This is a genomic window from Streptococcus halichoeri, from assembly GCF_019774635.1.
In the GTDB taxonomy this organism is placed as follows: Bacteria; Bacillota; Bacilli; order Lactobacillales; family Streptococcaceae; genus Streptococcus; species Streptococcus halichoeri.
Map to the genome: position 1 here is coordinate 1,612,572 of NZ_CP081502.1, position 22,714 is coordinate 1,635,285.

Consider the following 22,714-nt stretch of genomic DNA (forward strand, 5'->3'; position numbering starts at 1 on the left):
GTAAGCCAAAGCTTAAATTGGGCTTCTTTTTTATACGATTTGCTTAATAACAGCATCAATCTGATCAAAATAAAAGGGGCTACTAGGATACTGAACACTCAAAAACTGGGCCAAGGCAATGATCTGTTCTAAGAAAAGCTCCGAAGAAAAGCGTGTTGTTCGATACAGCTCTTCTTCATCAAATGCTTTAATGAGGTGAGCAATGGGATTGCAGACTGATTTTTCAAATTGTCGCAATTGGCGGATACTTGCTTTGATGTCTTGCGGCCACAAGGTCAGCCCAAGAAACTCAACTAAACTACTTGTTGTCACATTCTTTGCACGCGACGATGATAAAAACGCTTTAACTAGGGACTCAGAGCTAGCTTGCATGGCTAGAAAATTCCAACTATCATACTGATCATTTTTAGCATTAGTGATAAAATGATCCAGCTGCGGCAATTGTTCTCGCATGAGCCGTGTATATAGATGATAGAGAATTGGCGACACAGCTCTCACAAAATCAATCATTTCAGCATTCTTAACCTTCACTTGCAAATCAAGGATATCATTCGCCAACTGCTCAGCCCTCTCCTCTTGGTGCATTAGCAGGGCTAGACCGTATTTAGTCTCAATCTGCTGACACTCCCGTGCATGCTCAAATAGGAATGCCACATTTAACTCTTCTACCTTCCTTCATTGCCTCAATAAGAAAAATAGCATCCGCAGGCATCTTATGCTGCTTGGGCTTAGCTATTTTCAAGGCATGATTAGAAACATAGACATCCAAAAGGATGTCTATTGTTTTCTGGCGCATTAATCATTTGCAAGCAATGTTTCAAGGCCAACTGTCATCATGTCAGTAAACGTTGTCTGACGCTCCTGAGCGCTGGTATCTTCGCTAGGATCATTAAGATTATCAGAAATCGTCATAATTCCTAAAGCTTTAACCTTATGCTGAGCAGCCAAATAATAAAGGGCTGCCGCCTCCATTTCAATGGCTTTCACACCAAGTTTGCCCAGAGCCATATTCCGTTCTGGCATATTGGAATAAAAGACATCAGAAGATAAGACACTACCGACATGTGTTGTCATGCCAAGCTCTTTAGCAATATGGTAGGCCTTATCTAACAAACCAAAGTCGGCAATTTGAGGAAAATCAAACTCTGGGAAATCATTGCGGATAATATTAGAATTGGTTGCTGCCGCTTGGGCCAATACCAAGTCACGCACATGAACATTAGGGTCAATTGCTCCTGCAGTGCCAACCCGGATGAGTGTTTTGACGCCGTAATCAACAATCAACTCGCGAGCATAGATGGAGAGCGATGGCATTCCCATACCTGTTCCCATGACAGAAACGCGTTGCCCCTTATAAGTTCCAGTGTAACCCAACATATTGCGAATATCATTAAAACAGCTGGCACCTTCTAAGAAATGCTCCGCAATGAATTTTGCACGCAAGGGATCGCCCGGAAGTAAAATTTTATCAGCTATATCACCCTTAGCGGCGGAAATATGAATAGACATTAGTTAAGATACAAAGGGTACAAAGAACAAAGTAAAAAGAGGAAACTGATGACGCATCTCAGATGTTAGACAGTTTATCTTTTTTACACAGTTCTTTGCCTGTATTCAATTCAAAATACAGTTAACCCTCCCTTTCGTTTTGTTTTGAAGAAAATGAGAGAGCGACCAGAAAAACAACTGAAAAATAGGAAATTAACAAGAAATCCTGATTTCTTAGACAATTCCTCGTTTTGCCAAGTTTTTCGTTCAAGTTCCCATCAAAAAGAACCAACTCTCTTCCTTTCCTTTGATTACGTTAGTGTTAAAAAGCCAGAGTCCCAGTTCAAATCATCAGAACTCTCACTCCTAACCTTGCTATGAGATTAAGTTAAGCATTAGGTGACAAAGAGGCACAGAAAAAAATCCCTTTAACCTAATTTTTTAGACAATATTTCTTATTTTTTCGAATAATAATATAAGGAAAACTAGGGTAGTTCAGCCAAAATAGCCTTAACCAAGCCTTTAAAGTTCTCTTTGATGCGTTCTGTAACTTCAACTACTTCTGCATGATTGAGCTCAGATTGAAAACCAGCAGCAAAGTTAGTAATCGCTGAGATTCCTAGCACCTTCATCCCAGAATGCGCAGCGACAATCACTTCTGGTACTGTTGACATCCCAACTGCATCTGCTCCCATGGTTTTAAATGCCCGAATCTCTGCTGGCGTTTCATAGGTAGGACCAGTTACCCCTAGATAAACACCACCTTCAAGCTTAATCCCCAATGATGTTGCTACCCTATTAGCGATTTGACGGTAATCTGCAGTATAGGCATCCGACATGTCTGGAAAACGCGGACCAAAGTCTTCTAGATTTTCGCCAATTAATGGATTTTGGCCCGTTAGATTGATATGGTCCGTAATCGCCATCAAGGTACCTGGACCATAACCGATTCCTCCTGCTGCATTGGTTACAATAACCCCTTTACAACCAAGGGCTCGCATCACTCGAACTGGAAAGGTCACAACCTCCATTGGATTGCCTTCGTAAAAATGAAAGCGGCCCTGTAATGCCATCACTTTACGGCCTGCTAAATCACCATATACTAATTTACCGGCATGCCCAACAACTGTCGAGCGACCCCAGTTTGGGATTTCTGCATAGTCCACTACAACAGCATTTTCAATTTCACTTGCTAATTCTCCCAACCCTGAACCCAAAATTAATCCAAAATCAGGTTCTGTAATTCCTTTGGTATTTAAAAAGGCTTGAGTTTCCTTTATTTTTGACATCAATGACATCCACGCACTCCTTTATATTCCAGTGGCTTAACCACTTCGCCAACCTCTTTGACAAAAGGTTTTGGAAGCGGCACAGGCCAAATCATAAGAACTCTCTCCACAAGGCGACAAAGAGCCAAGCTTTTAGGTATTTTCATATAAAGACGATGAATTAAAATGATACCAACCCTCATCGCTTCGTTAATCTCCTCAACCATGTCCTCAACCGTTTTCGTTAGATTTTCTAAACCGGGCTGCGCATAGTCCTAGTACATTTTTTGATTACTATTGTATAGCATAGCCATTTCTGCTAGCAGTTGAAGTAGACTTGTTTTACTTGGAGGAGCTTTAAATATTCACTAACATTTATAGTAAGTCCTGCATCTCGCAAAAAGGGTAAAAACAGTTTACCATGTCTCATGATTGAGATGATAAATCGTAACCGTCTCCATTATGAAAACACCTTACAGACATTAGTTTAAGTCAGCTAAGAATGACTGGCCAATCATGGCAGTCTCCACACCAAAGTTCTCAGCAATGGTCGCAGAAATATCAGCAAAATGGCCAACTGGCAATACCCCATTGCCCTTAAATGCTGGACTGTAAGCCAACAAAGGGATGTACTCACGGGTATGATCCGTACCAACATAGATCGGATCATTACCATGGTCTGCTGTGATTAAAAGCAAGTCTTTCTCACGCATCGCAGCCATAATGTCTGGCAAACGCCTATCAAATTCTTGCAAGCAATCCCTGTAACCTGCAGGATTGCGACGATGACCATACATGGCATCAAAATCAACCAAATTCGTAAAGGATAAGCCCCTTGTAAACTCACTCAGACCAATGGTTTTAACCAAGGTATCAATCCCATGACTGTTCGATTGGTTATGCCCCATATCATGGTTAAGACCCGAGCCGTTAAAGATGTCATTGATCTTTCCAACAGCATAGGTATCTATGCCCGCCTGATCTAGTTTATTCAACACAGTATCTGCAAACGGTGATAAGGCATAGTCATGACGATTTGCTGTCCGGGTAAAGTTGCCTGGTTCCCCGACATAAGGTCTGGCAATAATCCGACCAAGCAAGGCGGGACGCTCTAAGGTAATAGACCGTGCAAATTCACAAATCCGATACAACTCCTCTACTGGGATCACATCTTCGTGGGCTGCGATCTGTAAGACCGGATCAGCTGAAGTATAGATAATCAACTCACCCGTTTCCATCTGCCTTGGACCAAAGTCAGCAATAACGGCTGTCCCTGAGTAGGGCTTATTAGCTTCACGGATGACCTTGCGGCCAGAGAAGTCTTCGATTCTAGTAATGATTTCTTCTGGAAAGCCATTCCAGAAAGTATCAAACGGCTCGGTAATCTTAAGCCCCATCATTTCCCAGTGGCCCGTCAGGGTATCTTTTCCAAGAGAGACTTCCTCTAACTTGGTCGCATAACCACTAGCATTTGCTTCTGCAGCTACTGTAGCCAGCGCCTGCGGACGTGGGATATTACCCAGACCAATTTTGGCCATATGCGGCACATCTAGCCCCACTGTTTTGGCAATGTGCCCTAAGGTATCTGCCGAACCATCAGGCACACCGGCATTTTGGAAATGATTAGCATCAGGCGCTGCCCCAATTCCTACAGAATCAAGAACTACCAAATGAATACGTTCAAATTTTGACAAAATGTCTCCAATCTAAGGGAGGTTACGGTTAGCTCCCCAAAACCTATAATTTAGTAAGCAGTTTATCTAGAACTCATTATTGCTTTGGCGCTGAAAGTACCTGAACACCATCGTGACCAGCCACAATCACCTTATCAACCATGCCATTAAACAGTCCATGTTCAACAACACCAACTGTTTGATCTAGTTTCTGACCAAGAGCCTGAGGATTTTCAATATAGCCCAAATCCAAATCAATGATATAATTTTGCATATCAGTAATCAGCCGCTGGCCGCCTTTTTGTCTAAAAGCAGGATGATAGCCAGCTTTTTCAAAAACACGGAATAACCGCTCAGCGCCATATTGCACGACTTCAACTGGTAATTTGAAAGCGCCTAGGTGTCTCACCAGCTTTGATTCATCAACTACCCAGATGTATTCTTTAGTCGGTGTAGCTACGATCTTCTCCATAAGCAAAGCTGCTCCACCACCTTTAATGCCATTAAAATCTTGATCCACCTCATCAGCACCATCAACAGTCAAGTCAATGCTATCAATGTTATCAATTGAGGTTAAGGGAATACCCAAGCTTTGGGCTTGCTTAGTAGTGACACTTGAAGTGGTGACACCAAGAACATTTAACCCTTCTTCTTGGACCCGCCGACCTATTTCTTCTACAAAATAATAGGCCGTTGAGCCAGTCCCAAGACCAATTGTCATTCCATCTGTCACATACTGTGCAGCGGTGACACCAGCAATTTTCTTCAAGGCTTCCATGTTTCCTCCTAAATGATAATGAGTTCCAACACTTTATTATACCATGAAAGCGCCCACTTGTTAATGAAAAAATAAGCAGTTTACTAGGAGTGCTCGTGAAACTAAGTCCTTCCAAATTTTGGAAAATGCTTCTATCTTTTTTAAATTACAATTAAAAATGGGGAAAAGACTGCTCCGCTCAGCACGTTTCTTAAAGGCATTCTGAATCCAACCTTGCAGCTCCTTCTAGCTAAAGCAAAATCTTGCTTTCTAGCTAGACTTATTCTAAAATAAGACACATGAGTATAACAAAAGAATTTGACACAATCGCTGCTATTTCAACTCCCCTGGGCGAAGGGGCTATTGGAATTGTCCGTCTCTCTGGCAGCGAAGCAATTTCCATTGCAAATAAAGTTTTTAAAGGCAAGGACTTAAGCAAAGTTCCAAGCCATACGATCAATTATGGTCATATCCAAGATCCTGACCAAGCAGAAATAATGGATGAAGTCATGGCTTCCGTCATGTTGGCTCCAAAGACCTTTACCCGTGAGGATGTGGTTGAAATTAATACCCACGGTGGGATCGCTGTGACAAATGAAATTTTGCAACTGCTGTTAAGGCAGGGGGCCCGCTTAGCAGAGCCGGGCGAATTTACCAAACGGGCTTTTTTAAATGGCCGGGTGGATCTCACTCAGGCCGAGGCTGTCATGGACATTATTCGAGCCAAGACGGATAAAGCCATGAACAACGCTGTCAAACAATTAGACGGTTCTTTATCCCAATTAATCAATCAAACGCGCCAAGAAATCCTCAATACTCTAGCCCAGGTAGAGGTTAATATCGACTATCCTGAGTACGATGACGTTGAAGAAATGACAACCGCTCTCATGCGTGAAAAGACGCTGGAGTTTCAAACGCTACTCGAAAACCTCTTACGGACCGCCAAGCGAGGAAAGATATTGCGAGAAGGAATTGCCACTGCTATCATCGGACGACCGAATGTTGGCAAATCAAGCCTGCTAAACAATTTGTTACAAGAAGAAAAGGCTATCGTCACAGATATTGCCGGGACCACTCGAGATGTCATTGAAGAATATGTCAACATCAAGGGTGTCCCCCTCAAGCTAGTTGACACGGCTGGCATCCGGGAAACAGATGATATTGTTGAACAAATTGGCGTTGAGCGCTCCAAAAAAGCCCTTAAGGATGCTGATTTAGTCCTCTTGGTACTCAATGCTGCTGAGCCGTTAACAGCACAAGATCGTCAGCTACTGGAACTCAGCCAAGATAGCAACCGCATCGTCCTTTTAAACAAGACAGACTTACCACAAGTAATCGAGACAGAGCACCTTCCCTTAGATACTATTGCAATTTCTGTCTTAACCAACAAAAATATCGATCAGATTGAAGAGCGCATTAATCAGCTCTTCTTTGATAATGCTGGCCTAGTTGAACAAGATGCAACCTATTTATCCAATTCTCGGCATATTGCCTTAATTGAAAAAGCAGTGCAGTCTTTAGAAGCCGTCAATGAAGGCCTGGCCTTAGGTATGCCGGTTGATCTCTTGCAGGTTGATTTAACCCGGACCTGGGAAATTTTGGGAGAAATTACCGGTGAGGCCGCACCTGATGAGCTGATTACCAAGCTCTTTAGCCAATTCTGTTTAGGAAAATAATCAGCTTGATTAAGTAGACCTGCGCCAGCCTATTACCACCAAGCTAGCGCCTCAAAATTGGCAACGATCCTAATACCATACCTTTGAACTATAAACCACTTGCTGCTAGTGTGCTTTAGTCTGACCAAAAACAGGCATGATTGCGTCGCAACCTTCTAAAAATAGCTGGTTGTTTAACACACTAAAGACCGGAAAATAAAAAAGCTCTAAGTAAAGGCTGTAACCCCTTTTCTTAGAGCTTTTTTGTCTATAAGACTGCGTTGTTTATAACTAACGTATTTGCTGCTTTAATAGCTATTATTTGATGAGCTCATAGATCGCTTCTGCGTAGATGGCTGCTGAGCGGAAAATATTATCTAGTGGCATGTATTCATTAGCTTGGTGCATAGTGTTTTCATCTCCTGGGAACATTGCACCAAAGGCCACACCACGTTCTAACAAGCGGCCAAAAGTACCCCCACCAATGACTTGTTCGTAACCTTTAAGGCCTGTTTGTTTTTCATAAACGGCCAAAAGTGTTGACACTAATGGATCATCCATTGAAACATAGTGCGGCGTATGGCCATGCTTAGAAAGGGTTACTTTGCTAACACCTGCTAATTTTTCAAGACCTGCTTTCAAGCCTTCTGGATCAATGCCTTTTGGATAGCGGAAATTAAGGGCAATGGTGTTATCTTTAGAAGTTTCATCAAATGTAAAGACACCAGCGTTCATGCTGAGTGGCCCCATTTTCTCATCAGTAAAGGCCAAGCCAACTTTCTTAGCATCAAAGTCTTCATGCAAAATCGTCCCTGCATTGTCCAAAAAGGCCTTGGCTGGTCCTTCAAAGGCAAACTGATTTAAGAATTTAGCAAGGAAGGTTGCACCATTTATCCCAGCCTCAGGTGTAGAACCATGTGCAGATTTTCCAATCATAGTCACTTGGTATTGCCCGTCTTTTTCCACCATTGAGCCTTTGACACTCTTATGCTTACTTAGAAAATCTTCGAGTGAAGCTTGCAAAGTAGCAAGAGGATGCGGAGCAGTTATCATAGCTGTTGCTGATTCTGGTACCATATTTTCACGCAAGCCACCTTTAAAACTATGCAAGATAAATGGACCCTGGTTAGCACCAGCAAAATGCAGGTACTCCGTCATGTTCCCTTTTTCTCCATTGATAATCGGGAATTCAGCATCTGGTGAAAAGCCAAAATCGGGGTTCTTCAAGCCGTTATGGGCAAAATAGTAGTCCATATCGCCCCAACCTGATTCTTCGTCTGTTCCAACCACAAACCGAACTTTCTTTGAAACAGGTAGACCCAATTCTTTAATGATTTTTAAAGCATAATAACAAGCCAAAGTTGGACCCTTATCATCAGATGAGCCACGCGCATACACACGATCATTTTTGATGACAGGCTCATAAGGTTCAGTATCCCAGCCACTACCGGCAGGAACCACGTCAAGGTGGGCAAAAATACCTAGGACTTCTTCGCCTTCGCCAAACTCAAAATCACCAGCATAATTGTCAATATTGCGCGTTTGGTAACCATCACGTTGCGCCATTGCTAAGAAATGTTCCAAAGCTCTAACAGGTCCAGGTCCAAAGGGATGTTCCTTGTCAGCTTGGCTATCATCACGTTCTGAATTAATACGAAGGAGGCTAAAAAGGTCCTCAAGCATTGCCTCTTTACGTTTGTCAACTTCAGCTTTAAAATCAATCATTCGTTCTTCTCCTTATTTTGTTAAATGGCCTGAAGGCTTCAATCAGGCCGGTGAGGGGGACTCGCTCAGACTAGACGCTGGCTTAGCGGCGTTCAATCAATTCATCCACGGGCAGGCGATAGCTAGGATTTAGCTGATCATCACTGTACCCCACGGTAATCAATAATTCTGGGCGAAAGCGATTGTCAATATCTAAAATAGCATTGGTTTTTGTTTTATCAAAGCCAAGGATCATATTGGAGCTGATCTTTTGGTCGGTCAAGGCTAAAACCAAGTTCATAGCTACAATCCCTGAATTCAAAGCCAGGTACTCAGCAATTTTGACCTCATTAAATTGGGCAAAGCGTGCTGGCAAAGTTTCCATATAATAACCAATCAAGTCATCAGGTAGGGCCTTTGCCCCAATGCGGGCAATCTTTCGCGAACGCTGCACTAAGTCCGTATCAGAAAAAAGAGCAATCACGTATTGTGCTGATAGGACTTGTTGCTTATTGCCCTGCGGCAGGTCTTTGGCCAATTCTGCCTTTTTGTCTTTGACAATCACGAATTTCCAGGGTTGGATGTTATTAGCACTAGGAGCCAAAGTCGCAATCTCGATAGCTGTCCTTAAATCATTAACATCAACTTTTTGATCATTAAATTGCTTGACAGCATGACGTTTTTTGTTGAGTTCGAGAAATTTCATCTGTGAACTTCCAATCTAATTAATCTTTTATCCTATTCTATCATTTTTTGTAAGAGTTTTGCTGTCATTTGCTGTTTTATTTTTCAAGTTCTTGGGATTAATAAATCTCTTGCTAGTAATCGGCAAACCAGAAATACGAACGAGTAAGCAGCTAGCGACAGCAGTTTACTGGACAACTGAGGTTTGAGCTGGCGTTTGATTGTGAAAGCTAGCCACAACAGCTTGGGCGACACTTTCTGGAATTCCCAAGGCCTTGATCTCATCTATTGAAGCATTGCTAATCGCCGCTACATTTTTAAAATGTCGCAATAACCGTTGCTTGCGCTTGGGACCAAGTCCAGCGATTCCATCCAATTTTGACGAGAAGGAATTTTTGCTTCGTACCTGGCGGTGAAAGGTAATCGCAAAGCGGTGCACTTCATCTTGAATCCGATGCAGCAAGAAAAACTCTTCTGATTGCCTCTTTAATGCGACTACTTCTAGCGGCTTACCAAAAAGCAGCTCATGAGTTTGGTGCTTATCATTTTTTTGCAGGCCAGCCACTGGAATAGCTAAGCCCAGTTGGTTTTCGATAACATCACGCGCCACATTGACTTGCCCTTGACCACCATCAATAATAATCAAATCAGGTGCCACTAACTCATCCTTAAGTACACGACTATAGCGGCGATAAATAACCTCCCGCATGCTGGCATAATCATCAGGACCAAGGACCGTCTTAATTTTAAATTTTCGATAGTCCTTTTTACTTGGTTTGCCATCAACAAAGACAACCATGGCTGCTACTGGACTAGTCCCTTGAATATTGGAGTTATCAAAAGCTTCAATACGATGTGGCGTCTTAATATGGAGCAAGTCTCCCAGATTAGCAATGGCGCCGCGGGTTTTTTGATAATCTTTTTCAAGCAGGTCAAATTTTTGTTGCAAGCTAACCCGCGCATTTTTGGTAGCTAGCGACACCAGTTGCTTCTTTTCGCCGCGCTGTGGTTGGATAACCTTAGCTGGAACAATCGCCTCAACCATGGAGCGATCAATTGCCATAGGAATAAAGATTTCTTTAGGAACAAAATGCTTTTGGTCTTGATAGAACTGGCCAATGTAGGTGAGAAAATCATCTTCTGCATCATTGTAGTAAGGAAATAGATTCACATCCCGCTGGATCAACTTACCCTGGCGGACAAAGAAAACCTGCACACACATCCAGCCCTTGTCCACATAATAGCCAAAAATATCCCGATCTTGTAAGTCTTGGCTCATCACCCGCTGCTTGGTTCGCATGGTTGCAATCCCTGAAATCAAGTCTCGGTATTCAGCAGCTCGCTCATATTCCATCGCTTCGGCAGCCGCCTGCATTTTGCTTTTAAGCTGGTTAACAATCTGATCGTCTTGCCCTTTTAAGAAGTGCTTAACTTGCTCAACCAAATCATCCCAGTAGGCCTTGTCCGTATGGCAAATCGTATGTGCATGACATTGGCCGATATGATAGTAAAAACACACCTTGTTGACGGGGTTTTTACATTTTTTAAAGGGAAAAATGCGATCTAAAAGCTTCTTGACCTCATTAGCTGTATAGGCATCCGGATAGGGACCAAAATACAGACCATCATTCTTTTTGACCTGCCTGGTTATCAGTAAGCGAGGAAAGGTTTCATTGGTAATCTTGATGAAAGGATAAGACTTATCGTCTTTCAGGCGGATATTGTACTTGGGCATATTCTCCTGAATCAGATTGATTTCCAACAAGAGAGCCTCAGTGTTGGAACCTGTAACGATAAATTCAAAGTCCTCAATTTCAGAGACTAATAATTCTGTTTTAGTGTCGTGACTGCCTCGAAAATAGGATCGGACCCGATTGCGCAGGTTTTTAGCCTTACCAACATAAATAATAGTGCCATTTTTATCCTTGTGCAGATAGCAACCAGGGCTATCTGGCAAGAGCTCGAGTTTATGTTTGATCAGTTCGTTCATAGCTTTTATTTTATCAAAAATTAAGCAGAAAAGGAAAAAAGCCGCATAAGGGCGACCTTTTTCTTATCTTATTTGCTCGCTCAGGCACTGGCTATTTCTTTTGTGTGTAAACCAAGTGTTCATTAACAAAGGATGTAAAGCCAAGCTCACTTAATTCTCGTCCATAGCCAGAATTTTTCACACCGCCAAATGGCAGTTCTGGAAGACTGGTCCAGCCAGAGTTAATAAAGGACATACCAGTCTCAATCTTAGCAGCGACTGCTTCTGCGTGTTCTTGATTACTACTGAAAATAGTGCCACCTAATCCATAATTAGAATCATTAGCCACTTCAATCGCTTCTTCTTCAGAGGCGACTTTATAGATTTGGCCTACTGGTCCAAAGATTTCTTGATAGTAAACAGGATTATCCTTGGTCATACCAGAGATAATGGTTGGCATGACAAAGTTTCCTGGGTGGTCGATTGGCTCATTACCATATAACAATTCTGCACCATTATCAAGGGCTAATTGGATCTGCGCTAGCACATCTTTTTTAGCTTGTGCAGATGACAATGGGGCCAGAGTTGTTTCTGGATTCATTGGGTCACCCCATTTTGCCGTTTTAAATGTTTCGGTTAAAAGCTTAACAAAACGGTCGTAGTCCTTTTCTAAAACGATAAAGCGTTTGGAAGAGGTACAGACTTGCCCAGCATTAAAGAGACGCGAGAAGTAAAGAACATCAGCAATTTGATCCCAATCGGCATCATCCAAGATGATAAAGGCATCGTCTCCCCCGAGCTCTAAGGTAGTCTTCTTCAAATTTTTGCCGGCTATTTCAGCAATGGAAGCTCCACCGCGTTCAGAACCTGTTAGGCAGACACCAACCACACGTTTATCTGCAATAATATTTGAAACTTGATCGTAAGTTACGAATAGATTAGTGAAGGCACCTTTTTCAGCACCTGCTTCTAGCACGAGCTCTTCAAAGGATTGGGCTGAGCGTGGACAGATTGAGGCATGTTTTAGAACCATCGGGTTACCAACAATAAAGTTCGGTGCAAATACCCGCATGATTTGGTAGTAAGGGAAATTCCAAGGTTCAACTGCTAATAGAACACCTGTCGCTTGTTTGAGATAATAAGCTTTTCCTGTATCCGTTTCAAGTGGTACAGAAGTGAGAAACTGATCAGCATTATCTGCATAGTAATCAGCAATCTTTGCGCATAATTCTACTTCGCCTTGGGCTTCGGTGAAAAGTTTCCCCATATCCTTGGTCATGATTTCGGCATATTTATCACGGTCACGGCGCAATAATGACGCTACTGCTTTTAATTGTGTTTTACGTTCGTTGAGATGGTCTTCTTGGCGCCATTTCTTGTAAAGGAGATGAGCCCTTTCTAACACGTCTTCCACGTGTTGATCAGTCATGTTTTCGTATTCCTGGAGCACTTCGTTGGTATAAGGGTAAATTGTTTTATAAGCCATAATTTGCCTCCTTGTTTTGCTACCTTGAGTGTAACAGAAATAAAAAACGATATCAAAAATTTGCTACATCATTTCATTTTTGAGCTGGCTGTTTTTGCTAAGAGAGGTAACAGCTGGCGCAAATTAGTAATAGTATAAGTAGGAGCCGCCGTTTGCTGATTCGTCAGCTGTGAAGGATTATACCAGACTGTATCAATTCCGGCATTATTTCCCCCTTGAATATCTGCAGTCAAACTATCACCAATCAGCAGGGTTTGCGCAAAAGTCAAAGCAGGAATAGCTGCCTTAATAGCTTCAAAATAGGCTTTTTGCGGCTTTTGCGCACCTAGTTCATCTGAAATAAAAACCGCATCAAAAACAGTGTGCAGCCCAGCAGCTTGGAGCCGCCCCTTTTGAATAAAGGTCACGCCATTGGTAGCCGCAAATAGCTGGTAGCCTAATGCTTTTAATTCAAGCAAGAGTTCTTTTGCTCCTGGTAACAATTGGCCTTGCTGACTCAGGAAATGTTGGTAGCGTTCGGCATAATAACGCCCGTCAACTACCTGGCCAAAGTGGGCAAATAATTTGGCAAAACGGGTGTTAATCAACTCCGCCTTACTGATGCGTTGATGGGCTAGATCTTCCCAAAGGGCTTTATTCATAGGAATGTAATAAGCTTTATAGGCTGCTAAATCCGGCACCTGAGCTTCTTTTAAAAGCTGGGTTAAAGCAATCTCTTCTGCTGCCTCAAAGTCCAACAAGGTGTGGTCAAGATCAAAAAGTAAATACTGATAAGCCAAGATTAAGGTTTCCTCTCTATACTTTGTCACTGCCAGTCATCAAGTAAATCATACTGACGTTTTTATCATTATACCACAAGCACAGCCCCACCGTCTGAAAGGAAATGGGCAACTGGCTTAAAGCCCGAGCTAGCTTGCTTAAATGGCTCTGCTATATCTGTAACCTAGCTAGGAACTCTTAAGCTAGCCGTTTTTTGCTTGAGTGTAACCTGCCAAATCAAAGTTCCTGAGGCAGCAGATCGCTTGGTTTGTTACAAAAAAAGCTAAGCCACCATTTAGCTTAACTGACTGTTCTTATGAATGCCGATTGCAGGGATCGAACCTGTGACCTACGCGTTACGAGTGCGTTGCTCTACCAACTGAGCTAAATCGGCTTTACCTATGCTATTATAGCACCCTGAAATTTCTTGTCAATTGCCTTTGTGACATTTTTTGGCCAATTGCCAAGCAGAGCTATTTCAAAACAAAAAAAGTGATGACATAAGCATCACTCTTCGTCTTTGACAAAGAAATCATCCTGACTAAACAAAAATTTGCGAATTGCAAAGAGCAACATGACAGCCACGATACCTATTACAAATTCGGTAATCGAACCGTGTGAAACAATCAATTGACGGGTCATGGCCACAAGCAGCACTTCGATGGTAATGCTAGGTGTGGGTTTGGTGAGCATTTTGATCAATTCCACACCCACTGCCAGTGACATAAAGTGACCAAGTAACATTTGAAACTGCTGCTCAGCTTCTTTGTGTGAAACCAGCAAACCAAAAATATCATCAAAAAGATTAATGGCAAAAAAGACCAGGGAGATTGCCAATAAAATAGCAATTAAGATTTCCAAGTAGTGAGCAACTTCAATCAACCGTTTTTGAAAAAGACGACGCATAGGATTCTCCTTTTAAGGGTGTGTTAGTAAAAAATACTACTAGGGGTATAGGTACTGACTAAACCAATCTTTGGTTAGATTAAGGTAAGCTTGGCTACCTAAGTTACCATCAATCCGATCAAAAGCATGATTGGTAAAGGGGAAAATAACCAATTTATTAGGAATGTCATGCTGGGATAAATAAATGGCCAATTCATAGGTTGCTTCCTGCGGCACCAGGGTATCGCGTTGCCCTGATAAGAAAAGCGTTGGTGGCGTCTGCTTACTGACGGCATTTTGGGGTGTTAGCTCAGCGTATTGGCCTGGAAGCTGATCAGGGGTCCCTCCTAAGTAAGCCAGGGCCATCGCCTTTGAAATATGGTCTTTCACAGGATCATTATTTAAATAGAATGTTCTGGGGCTTGCTACAGGATAAAGGACCGAGACTGCCTTCACTTTGGGCAAAAGCACACCTTGGCTTTTTTCAAACTGACCACTATTAATCTTATAAGCCAATTCCAGAGCTAGATTACCACCTGCTGAAACCCCTGTCACAACTAGCTGTTTGGGGTTACCGCCATAAGTGCTGATATGGTCTTGGAGCCAGGCAAAGCCACGGCAGAGTTCTTGTTCGGTGAGGTAGGATAAATGGCGTTTTCGACTAGATAAATGATAGTCCAAGCTGACCACAACATAACCGTCTTTAGCAAAAGATTTCCAATAGTACCCATGTGAATGTCTAGAACCAGCAACCCAGCCTCCACCATGGATATAAACTAAAACGGGCTTATTTTTCTTGCCATCAGGCACCTGATAAACGTTTAATTTAAGGTCACCAAGATCAGAATGGTCATAGGTTGCCACCTCTACAGCAACTCCTGCGGTCGTTTCTGGCTGATAAGATTTTAAAAAACTGGTTTTTGCTCCCAATTGATTAATATGCGTCTGAAGGTCAATAATGATAAAAGCCCCAATTAGAAAACTAGCAAATGCCACCCAAGCATTGAGCGTATGCCATTTACTATGTCGGTGCCGATAGGAAATGACTGCACTAATCACAAATAACACCAGTAAACTGGGCAGCCAATAACGCACATAGGGCACTGTATAGTGGTTAGCAATCGAACCTAGATAGGGAATGGGTAACAAGGTTGCCACATTAAAGAAAAAGAGGGTCAAGATGACTAGCTCCAATAGCAAAAAGAGAAGCTTTTTAACAATTCTAATAAACACGTTTCGTTTCATTACTACTAGCCTATCAAATGTTATCGGCTCTTGCCACTAAGATTAATTAGCCTAAAAAGACAGGCATTAGCATCAGCCAAATAACTTTATAAACAGCAAGTCTCTATTCATTTGGAAGCTAGCTGCATTTTTTATCACCATGTTCCAAGCAGTGCTTGCATTAGAAGGCTAACGCAGGTGATGGCAAGCCAGCAAATAGCACCCAGGGTGATAGCCTGACCACCTGTTTTAAGCAGTTTAACAATATTAGTATTTAAACCAATCGCTGCCATGGCCATAACAATGAAAAACTTGGATAGGGTTTTTAAGTGTTCAAAAAAAGCAGTTGGTAGGCCTAAGGCACTGACCAGAGTCGTTAGGACAGAAGCCAATAAAAAGTAAACAATAAAAGTTGGAAAGGCACGTTTGAGACTAAAAGAAGCGTCTTTACTGCCTCTACTACGTGCTTGGTAGTAAGATAAACCAAGTGTAATAGGGATGATAGCCAAGGTTCGTGTTAATTTGACAATGGTCGCACGAGCAAGGGTATTGGCATGGTAAAGAGCATCCCAAGCTGTTGTAGTTGCAGTCACAGAGGAGGTGTCATTAACAGCTGTACCAGCAAATAAAGCAAAACCATGATTAGAAAGGCCAATGGCATGCCCAAATGTTGGAAACAAAATAGCAGCTAGCACATTAAACAAAAAAATAACCGAAATAGCCTTGGCGATTTCTTCATCCTTAGCAGAAATGACAGGTGCCGTTGCTGCAATAGCTGAGCCGCCACAGATCGCAGACCCAACACCGACCAGAATTGCTGTATTACGATCTAGCCGAAGTCGCTTTTGCAGGATATAGGTGAGCACAAGGGCCGTAAGGATTGTCGCCATAATAATGGGCAAAGACGACAAGCCCACCTTCATAATCTGGGTCAGATTGAGACCAAATCCAAGTAAGACAACCGCTCCTTGTAACACATATTTTGACGTAAAGGCAATACCGGCTTTGCTCCTAGAACGCTCCTGGTAAACGACTGCAAGAAGCATCCCGATTAAAATAGCAAAGACTGGGGCACCAATCAAAGGCAGCCAAGACCCCAAAAACCAAGCTGGTAGGGCAATCCCTAAACAAATCAAAACACCAAATAAGTGTTTTTTGACTGATAACATCTTTTTATACTCCTTTTGCTAATATTATAAGGTCTTTTCACACTTTTGTAAAACAGGATCAGATTAAGTGTTTCTTCTAAGGACGAAAAATACAGCCCTGCCATAGCTAATCTCAGATTAAAAAACCTTGCTTCTTTAGGTCTTTAGCTCTTACTTGTAAGCACAAAAAACAAGCTTTACCACCAAGGCCAAAAAAAGATGACTTCTTCTTGAAATCATCTTTTAATCATCTGTCCCTTGAATGGGAATTTAGGTTAGGACCTGGACCAACCAGGACAGCTCAAAGCTAGCTTAAGGTTAGCTTAAGGTTAGCTTAAGGTTAAACATCTTGGTTAAGTTGACAGCAAACACTAGCCAAGTCATAAAGCACGGCCAGCTTGAACGGTCTTATTAGGGGCATTTAGATTGTCAGAGCAGTTTTTCATCCTAGGCCAGGCCACTGGGGTGACATGGCTTAGTGATTAATCCTGTTTCTATCACAATTGATTAAAAACAGCAAACCTAAAAAAGAAACCGACCAAACCAGCGCATAGATAGTGATTAATCCTGCTTATCAGCAGTAGCTGATACTGCTATTCATGAAAGTTGGTCATTAAAATCGGACTGGTCATTCAAGAACTTTTTTACATAAGCTATAGTTGAAGGCGATTATCTTTTTCAATAAAAAGATTGAATTCTTCTAGCAAAGCCATATCACTGTGGGATATGTCAAATTGCAGGGTTTTATTTGTAAACAAATGGCAAGGATTAGAGGTCCTAGGGAGCGCAACAATACCCTTTTGGACCAGATAACGCAGGCACAGCTGAACCGTGCTAACTTCATAGTACGCAGCAATAGCTTCTAAAAAAGGATTCTCTAGTAACAAGCCATGGGCAATTGGCGCATCGGCCACCAGCCCAATTTGCTGGCCTTGGCAAAAGCTCAAGACTTGCTCTGGTATGTAGCCAACATGGATACGTGTATGCAAAACATGAGGTGCAATCACAGCGTTAGCCATCAAAGCCTCGAGTTCAGGAAGGGAAAAATCCACCACACCAATGGCGCCAACCCTCCCTCGACGGTAAAGGTCCTCAAAGGCTTTCCAGGCTTGAGTATAATAATGATCAAAAGATTGGGCTAGTGTTACCGGAGAACGTCTCGGTAAAAGTAAGACATCTAAGGTTTCCAAACCCAGTTGATTCATCAGCTGGTTGAAGGAACGAATAATCTGATCATAATGGTGCGACCTGGGATGAATAATGGAAGACACAACTATTTCTTCTCGAGGTAAGCCTGATAAAAAAAGGCCACGACCGACTCCTACTAAATTGCCATTGGTTTGCGCAGTTGCCACATAGCGATAGCCCAATTTTAGAGCTTGCAAAACCAAAGGCTCTGCCATCTGATCATCAGCCCCAAACGTAGAAAAACCGAGTTGGGGCAAGGACAAGCCTGTTCTTAGTTTAATGTAATCGTCCATTGGTCTTCTCCCTTTCTAATTCTTATTATACCATGCGTCCAAAAATTAGGGATGAAAAAAATCGCTAGCAAAAAAGGAAGCTGCCAAACTCACACAATTGCTACGTTTGGCCAATGCTTCCGCATTTTTTACCACTACCACTTTGTCAGGAAAGCTAACTGCGCCCGCAAAGCTAAGAGTTGGTCCTTGCGCCAGATATGCCGATAGGCTTTTAGCAAACAACGCAATGACTTCCAAAGCACGCGCTTTTTGGTCATATCCATAGAAGAAAGGCTAGCCAGGATTTGATAGAGCTGTTTTAAGGTTTTTCGATTATAGCCAAAGCTCCGTAAACTCTTAATATCATTCGCCAGCAGGCTATCAAAAAGACTATCTATCACCAGTTTAAATTCCTGGTGTGACAGTGTCAGCATCCACTCTTTAAGCGCTAATTCCATTCGCTGACTAAAGGGTGCTGCCGCTTGGCTAGTCAGAAATTGCCCCCTAAGGTCGACCTGCCAGCTGGCGGTTTTATGCTGGAAAATACCAAAGGCATTACTCTTAACAATGGTCGGGCGGACATCACAGTAGAGGACCGTGCCGACAATGGACAGCTCTGGTCGAAAAATTCGAAGCTTCGGTCGAAGCAAGCGATAACTGCTGGCTTGGAGTGCTGGCTTTGGTAGACCAGGCGCATCAAAAAGATAGACCGCAGAAATCAAAGCTGTTTGCTGCGGCTGCAAAGCACATAAGGCATAAAGGGCCAAATTACCACCCTTAGAGTGGCCCGTAACCATAAAGGGCTCCTGGGCTGAGACTAGATAATGCTGCAGATAAGCAATAGCCAAACGGTGGGCAGGCAATTCTGTCAGATAGGTTAATTTTAGATCTTCCTTCCAGCCAATCACACTGTCATCTGTCCCTCGAAAGACTAATTGAAAATGCCCTAACTGCGGTAAGGAAAAGAGCATGGCACCAAACTGCCTTTCAAGATCGGCATCAATATGACTACAGTAATGCGATAACCTTAAATCCGCAAAGCGAGGAGCCGCCTGCATGGCATAAAAAATCTCCAAACGCCCCTTAGTAAACCAGCGATCATAAAAGGAAGTGTGCTCTTGTCCTTGTTCCAGACAGGTCAATTCAGCAAGAGTAAAACTGGTTTGACCAAAAATCTGGTGAGCAAAAGCCTGATCAAAGGTCAGATAGGCCAACTCATTGATAGCTGCAATGTCTAGCACATTGAGCGGCATTTCTGTAAAAGCCCGATTTTGATTGGCACGCACATAGTCAGCCAATGCTGGCATCAGCCATCCTCCTTTTCCACATTTCTGTACTAGCTTAAGCCCACTAAGCCACATCACAAAGAGACAGCAGCCTCACTAAGCCAGAGCCTTGCACGGTTGGCTCTAATAAGGCTGCTTTCTAGAGCTGCGCCAGCTATTTTTCCTCAAAAAGCGCCAGATAGTCTCCATAGCCTTGTTCTTGCAGTTGATCTTTGGGGATAAATCGCAGAGCAGCTGAGTTGATGCAGTATCTAAGGCCACCTTGTTCTTTTGGACCATCATTAAAAACGTGGCCCAGGTGAGAATTTGCCTCACGGCTACGCACCTCGATACGTCGCATACCATGTGAGGTATCCTCATGGTTGGTGATTAGGCGATTATTGACTGGCTTACTAAAGGCTGGCCAGCCGCAACCAGCATTGAATTTGTCGCGTGAGGAAAAGAGGACCTGACCGCTAACCACATCAACATACAGCCCTTCTTCAAAGAATTGGTCGTATTGACCGGTAAAAGCTCGTTCGGTAGCCGCATTTTGGGTCACTTCATAGGCCAGATCACCAATTCGCTTCTTTAATGCTTCTTTTGATTCCATATCAACAACTCCTATTCTTCTTTGCAAAACATACGAGCAAGCCGCAGCAAACCAAGCTTTTGTCTGCTGCAAGCTCGCTTTAGTTACCACCAGTCATTGAAGGCTTGCGCTAGACACCAGGCACAGCCTTGGTGCTTCTTGGCTTGCTTATTTGCTATCGTCATCCATTGATAACACACTAAGGAAAGCCTCTTGTGGGACTTCCACTGATCCGATGGCTTTCATTCGTTTTTTACCAGCTTTTTGCTTTTCTAGCAATTTGCGTTTACGTGAAACGTCACCACCATAGCACTTGGCTAGGACATTTTTGCGCAAGGCTTTGATGTCTGAGCGCGCGACAATCTTTTGGCCAATGGCGGCCTGGATTGGCACTTCAAATTGCTGGCGCGGGATAATTTTCTTGAGTTTTTCAACGATTAATTTGCCACGCTCATAGGCAAACTCTTTGTGAACAATAAAGCTAAGGGCATCAACCTTATCACCATTGAGCAAAATATCCATTTTGACCAGCTGTGATTTGCGGTATTCTGAAATGTCGTAATCAAAACTGGCATAACCACGGGTTGATGACTTTAATTTATCAAAGAAATCAAAGACAATCTCGGCCAAGGGAATTTGGTAGATGACATTGACACGATTATCATCAATGTAGTCCATGGTGACAAAGTCACCACGCTTACGCTGGGCTAATTCCATAACAGCCCCTACAAACTCTTGTGGTACCATGATCTGTGCCTTAACATAAGGCTCTTCAATCGTGTCAACCCGGGTGGGATCAGGAAATTCTGAAGGGTTAGAGACTTCTAACACGTCACCATCAGTAGTATTGACATGGTAAACTACCGAAGGAGCTGTCATAATTAGGTCAATGTTAAATTCCCGCTCCAAGCGTTCCTGGATGACATCCATGTGCAGCAGGCCAAGAAAGCCACAACGAAAACCAAAACCAAGAGCTTGGGACGTTTCTGGTTCAAACTGTAAACTGGCATCATTGAGTTGTAGTTTTTCCAAGGCTTCGCGTAGGTCGTTGTATTTATTTGACTCAATTGGATACAAGCCAGCAAAGACCATCGGGTTCATCTGCTTATAGCCATGTAAGGGTTCACTGGCGGGTCTATTGGCTAAGGTAACCGTATCACCAACCCGCGTATCAACTACTGTTTTTATCGAAGCCGCAATATAGCCCACATCACCCGTTGCCAAGAAATCACGCCCCACAGCTTTAGGGGTGAAAATACCAACCTCAGTGACATCAAAGGTTTTGCCATTTGACATCATCTGAATTCGATCACCAGGTTTGACCAGCCCATTGACGACCCGCACTTGCAGAATGACCCCGCGGTAGGCATCATAGGCTGAGTCAAAAATTAAGGCCTGCAAGGGCGCCTCCACATCACCTGTTGGGGCTGGGACCTGCTCAACGATTTGTTCGAGGATGTCTTCGATACCGATGCCAGCCTTAGCTGAAGCAAGCACAGCCTCGGAAGCGTCTAAGCCAATCACATCCTCAATTTCTTGCCGCACTCGCTCAGGATCAGCAGCTGGTAAGTCAATTTTATTGATGACTGGTAGAATTTCCAAATCATTATCTAAGGCCAAGTAAACATTTGCCAGTGTTTGTGCTTCAATTCCTTGAGCCGCATCCACTACTAAGACTGCCCCTTCACAGGCAGCCAAAGAGCGCGAGACTTCATAGGTGAAATCGACATGACCAGGGGTGTCAATCAGGTGAAAAATATAGGTCTTACCATCTTTAGCCTGGTAATTCAGCTCGATTGCATTTAACTTGATCGTGATGCCACGCTCACGCTCCAAATCCATCGAGTCAAGCAATTGGGCCTGCATCTCACGACTAGAAACCGTCTCGGTCTGTTCCAGGATCCGATCCGCCAAGGTCGATTTCCCATGGTCAATATGGGCAATAATCGAAAAATTACGAATCATTTCCTGCCGTTTTTTAAGTTCTTGAATAATCATTTTATCGTCCTATACACATTTTTCGTTTCCTTTTATTATACCAAAAAGAACCCCCTACCGCCACTTTCAGTTTTAGACGCAGCAGCCTGGTTTAAAAGCTGACTCTGCACAGACAGATCTCAAACAAGCACCGCACAACTCTGACAAAAAAAGCCAAGGAAGCAAGTCTTCCTTGGACATAGGGTATTATCGGGATTGGCCAAACCAGAGTTGGCATTCGCGTTGTGCTGAGCTGACTGCATCTGAACCATGGACGACATTTTGCATGGGTTGATTAGGCTGTGGTGGTAGAGCAAAGTCCCCGCGGATTGTCCCTGGCAGGGCATCTTTGGGATTGGTTGCTCCCATCATTGAGCGCCAGACACTTACTGCTTCTGGTCCAGAAAGGATACCAATAATCAGTGGCCCATCAGACATATAATCCAGCACAGCTGGAAAGAAGGGCTTATCAACTAAATGCTCATAATGAGCTTGCAAAATAGCTTGATCTGCTTGGCGCATTTCCAAAGCCTCAATCCTAAGGCCACGTTGTTCAATACGCTTAAGAATGTCACCCACCAAACCGCGGCGAACGCCATCTGGCTTAATCATAAAAAATGTCCGTTCCATCAGATAACCTCATTATTTTTTCTTTCATTATACCATAGCCAAGCAAATCTCAGCTGGAAAAATTGGTGTGTAAGACTGATAATCGAAAAA

18 protein-coding genes, 1 tRNA gene and 1 pseudogene are annotated in these 22,714 nt (G+C 43.0%); 1 reads left to right on the top strand and 19 read right to left on the bottom strand.

What is annotated here, in order from left to right:
- Positions 1–30: 30 nt before the first annotated feature.
- From K5J94_RS07645 to rpiA, 5 genes and pseudogenes are all read right to left on the bottom strand, one after another.
- Positions 31–796, bottom strand: a pseudogene (locus tag K5J94_RS07645) (LytR family transcriptional regulator).
- Positions 796–1,509 carry a purine-nucleoside phosphorylase gene (gene deoD, locus K5J94_RS07650; RefSeq protein WP_159564037.1) on the bottom strand — a complete coding sequence of 238 codons (714 nt, stop codon included), beginning with the start codon at positions 1,507–1,509 and terminating at the stop codon, positions 796–798. The pseudogene K5J94_RS07645 and the gene deoD overlap by 1 nt, the downstream one beginning before the upstream one ends.
- A gap of 464 nt (positions 1,510–1,973) precedes the next feature.
- On the bottom strand, positions 1,974–2,786 hold the full coding sequence (locus tag K5J94_RS07655) for a purine-nucleoside phosphorylase (protein ID WP_159564038.1): 813 nt from the start codon (positions 2,784–2,786) through the stop codon (positions 1,974–1,976).
- A 452-nt stretch (positions 2,787–3,238) separates the two neighbouring features.
- Complete coding sequence (locus K5J94_RS07660; RefSeq protein ID WP_221912793.1) at positions 3,239–4,450, bottom strand: phosphopentomutase; 1,212 nt, start codon at positions 4,448–4,450, stop codon at positions 3,239–3,241.
- Positions 4,451–4,526: 76 nt separating this feature from the next.
- Positions 4,527–5,207 (bottom strand): ribose-5-phosphate isomerase RpiA, encoded by a 681-nt coding sequence (gene rpiA / locus K5J94_RS07665; RefSeq protein WP_159565030.1) that lies wholly within the window; start codon positions 5,205–5,207, stop codon positions 4,527–4,529.
- A gap of 278 nt (positions 5,208–5,485) precedes the next feature.
- Here rpiA and mnmE point away from each other — a divergent pair, with 278 nt between their 5' ends.
- Complete coding sequence (gene mnmE, locus K5J94_RS07670; protein WP_159546118.1) at positions 5,486–6,862, top strand: tRNA uridine-5-carboxymethylaminomethyl(34) synthesis GTPase MnmE; 1,377 nt, start codon at positions 5,486–5,488, stop codon at positions 6,860–6,862.
- Between the two features lie 297 nt (positions 6,863–7,159).
- Here the strand turns inward: mnmE and pepV are convergent, their stop codons facing one another.
- The 14 genes from pepV to ndk form a co-directional block, all read right to left on the bottom strand.
- A complete protein-coding gene (pepV, locus tag K5J94_RS07675) occupies positions 7,160–8,566 on the bottom strand; it encodes a dipeptidase PepV (protein ID WP_221912794.1) in 1,407 nt (468 codons plus the stop codon).
- A gap of 82 nt (positions 8,567–8,648) precedes the next feature.
- On the bottom strand, positions 8,649–9,251 hold the full coding sequence (locus K5J94_RS07680; protein WP_159549138.1) for a nitroreductase family protein: 603 nt from the start codon (positions 9,249–9,251) through the stop codon (positions 8,649–8,651).
- 165 nt (positions 9,252–9,416) lie between these two features.
- Complete coding sequence (uvrC, locus tag K5J94_RS07685; RefSeq protein WP_159549135.1) at positions 9,417–11,219, bottom strand: excinuclease ABC subunit UvrC; 1,803 nt, start codon at positions 11,217–11,219, stop codon at positions 9,417–9,419.
- 91 nt (positions 11,220–11,310) lie between these two features.
- Positions 11,311–12,684 (bottom strand): NAD-dependent succinate-semialdehyde dehydrogenase, encoded by a 1,374-nt coding sequence (locus K5J94_RS07690; protein WP_221912795.1) that lies wholly within the window; start codon positions 12,682–12,684, stop codon positions 11,311–11,313.
- A gap of 68 nt (positions 12,685–12,752) precedes the next feature.
- Positions 12,753–13,463 carry a YjjG family noncanonical pyrimidine nucleotidase gene (locus K5J94_RS07695; RefSeq protein WP_159565034.1) on the bottom strand — a complete coding sequence of 237 codons (711 nt, stop codon included), beginning with the start codon at positions 13,461–13,463 and terminating at the stop codon, positions 12,753–12,755.
- 301 nt (positions 13,464–13,764) lie between these two features.
- A tRNA-Thr gene (locus K5J94_RS07700) sits at positions 13,765–13,837 on the bottom strand.
- A 113-nt stretch (positions 13,838–13,950) separates the two neighbouring features.
- A complete protein-coding gene (locus K5J94_RS07705; RefSeq protein ID WP_159546106.1) occupies positions 13,951–14,349 on the bottom strand; it encodes a phosphate-starvation-inducible PsiE family protein in 399 nt (132 codons plus the stop codon).
- Between the two features lie 39 nt (positions 14,350–14,388).
- Positions 14,389–15,561, bottom strand: a complete 1,173-nt coding sequence (locus tag K5J94_RS07710) for an alpha/beta hydrolase (protein WP_231700350.1) — start codon at positions 15,559–15,561, stop codon at positions 14,389–14,391.
- Positions 15,562–15,707: 146 nt separating this feature from the next.
- A complete protein-coding gene (locus tag K5J94_RS07715; RefSeq protein WP_159561352.1) occupies positions 15,708–16,721 on the bottom strand; it encodes a YeiH family protein in 1,014 nt (337 codons plus the stop codon).
- A 632-nt stretch (positions 16,722–17,353) separates the two neighbouring features.
- On the bottom strand, positions 17,354–18,181 hold the full coding sequence (locus tag K5J94_RS07720) for an aldo/keto reductase family protein (protein ID WP_221912796.1): 828 nt from the start codon (positions 18,179–18,181) through the stop codon (positions 17,354–17,356).
- Positions 18,182–18,315: 134 nt separating this feature from the next.
- The gene (locus tag K5J94_RS07725; RefSeq protein ID WP_221912798.1) at positions 18,316–19,467 is read right to left on the bottom strand and encodes an Mbeg1-like protein; all 1,152 of its coding nucleotides are present in this window, start codon (positions 19,465–19,467) and stop codon (positions 18,316–18,318) included.
- Between the two features lie 133 nt (positions 19,468–19,600).
- Positions 19,601–20,038 (bottom strand): peptide-methionine (R)-S-oxide reductase MsrB, encoded by a 438-nt coding sequence (gene msrB, locus K5J94_RS07730; RefSeq protein WP_159546098.1) that lies wholly within the window; start codon positions 20,036–20,038, stop codon positions 19,601–19,603.
- Between the two features lie 147 nt (positions 20,039–20,185).
- A complete protein-coding gene (gene lepA / locus K5J94_RS07735; protein WP_159546096.1) occupies positions 20,186–22,015 on the bottom strand; it encodes a translation elongation factor 4 in 1,830 nt (609 codons plus the stop codon).
- A gap of 186 nt (positions 22,016–22,201) precedes the next feature.
- A complete protein-coding gene (ndk, locus tag K5J94_RS07740) occupies positions 22,202–22,624 on the bottom strand; it encodes a nucleoside-diphosphate kinase (RefSeq protein ID WP_159544821.1) in 423 nt (140 codons plus the stop codon).
- Positions 22,625–22,714 lie beyond the last annotated feature (90 nt).

Bases quoted from the DNA above. Each gene is read 5' to 3' on its own strand.
- uvrC (WP_159549135.1), bottom strand. From the start codon at position 11,219: ATGAACGAACTGATCAAACATAAACTCGAGCTCTTGCCAGATAGCCCT.
- K5J94_RS07705 (WP_159546106.1), bottom strand. From the start codon at position 14,349: ATGCGTCGTCTTTTTCAAAAACGGTTGATTGAAGTTGCTCACTACTTG.
- lepA (WP_159546096.1), bottom strand. From the start codon at position 22,015: ATGATTATTCAAGAACTTAAAAAACGGCAGGAAATGATTCGTAATTTT.
- msrB (WP_159546098.1), bottom strand. From the start codon at position 20,038: ATGGAATCAAAAGAAGCATTAAAGAAGCGAATTGGTGATCTGGCCTAT.
- rpiA (WP_159565030.1), bottom strand. From the start codon at position 5,207: ATGGAAGCCTTGAAGAAAATTGCTGGTGTCACCGCTGCACAGTATGTG.
- K5J94_RS07720 (WP_221912796.1), bottom strand. From the start codon at position 18,181: ATGGACGATTACATTAAACTAAGAACAGGCTTGTCCTTGCCCCAACTC.
- K5J94_RS07715 (WP_159561352.1), bottom strand. From the start codon at position 16,721: ATGTTATCAGTCAAAAAACACTTATTTGGTGTTTTGATTTGTTTAGGG.
- ndk (WP_159544821.1), bottom strand. From the start codon at position 22,624: ATGGAACGGACATTTTTTATGATTAAGCCAGATGGCGTTCGCCGCGGT.
- K5J94_RS07690 (WP_221912795.1), bottom strand. From the start codon at position 12,684: ATGGCTTATAAAACAATTTACCCTTATACCAACGAAGTGCTCCAGGAA.
- K5J94_RS07680 (WP_159549138.1), bottom strand. From the start codon at position 9,251: ATGAAATTTCTCGAACTCAACAAAAAACGTCATGCTGTCAAGCAATTT.
- deoD (WP_159564037.1), bottom strand. From the start codon at position 1,509: ATGTCTATTCATATTTCCGCCGCTAAGGGTGATATAGCTGATAAAATT.
- mnmE (WP_159546118.1), top strand. From the start codon at position 5,486: ATGAGTATAACAAAAGAATTTGACACAATCGCTGCTATTTCAACTCCC.
- K5J94_RS07725 (WP_221912798.1), bottom strand. From the start codon at position 19,467: ATGCCAGCATTGGCTGACTATGTGCGTGCCAATCAAAATCGGGCTTTT.
- pepV (WP_221912794.1), bottom strand. From the start codon at position 8,566: ATGATTGATTTTAAAGCTGAAGTTGACAAACGTAAAGAGGCAATGCTT.
- K5J94_RS07655 (WP_159564038.1), bottom strand. From the start codon at position 2,786: ATGTCATTGATGTCAAAAATAAAGGAAACTCAAGCCTTTTTAAATACC.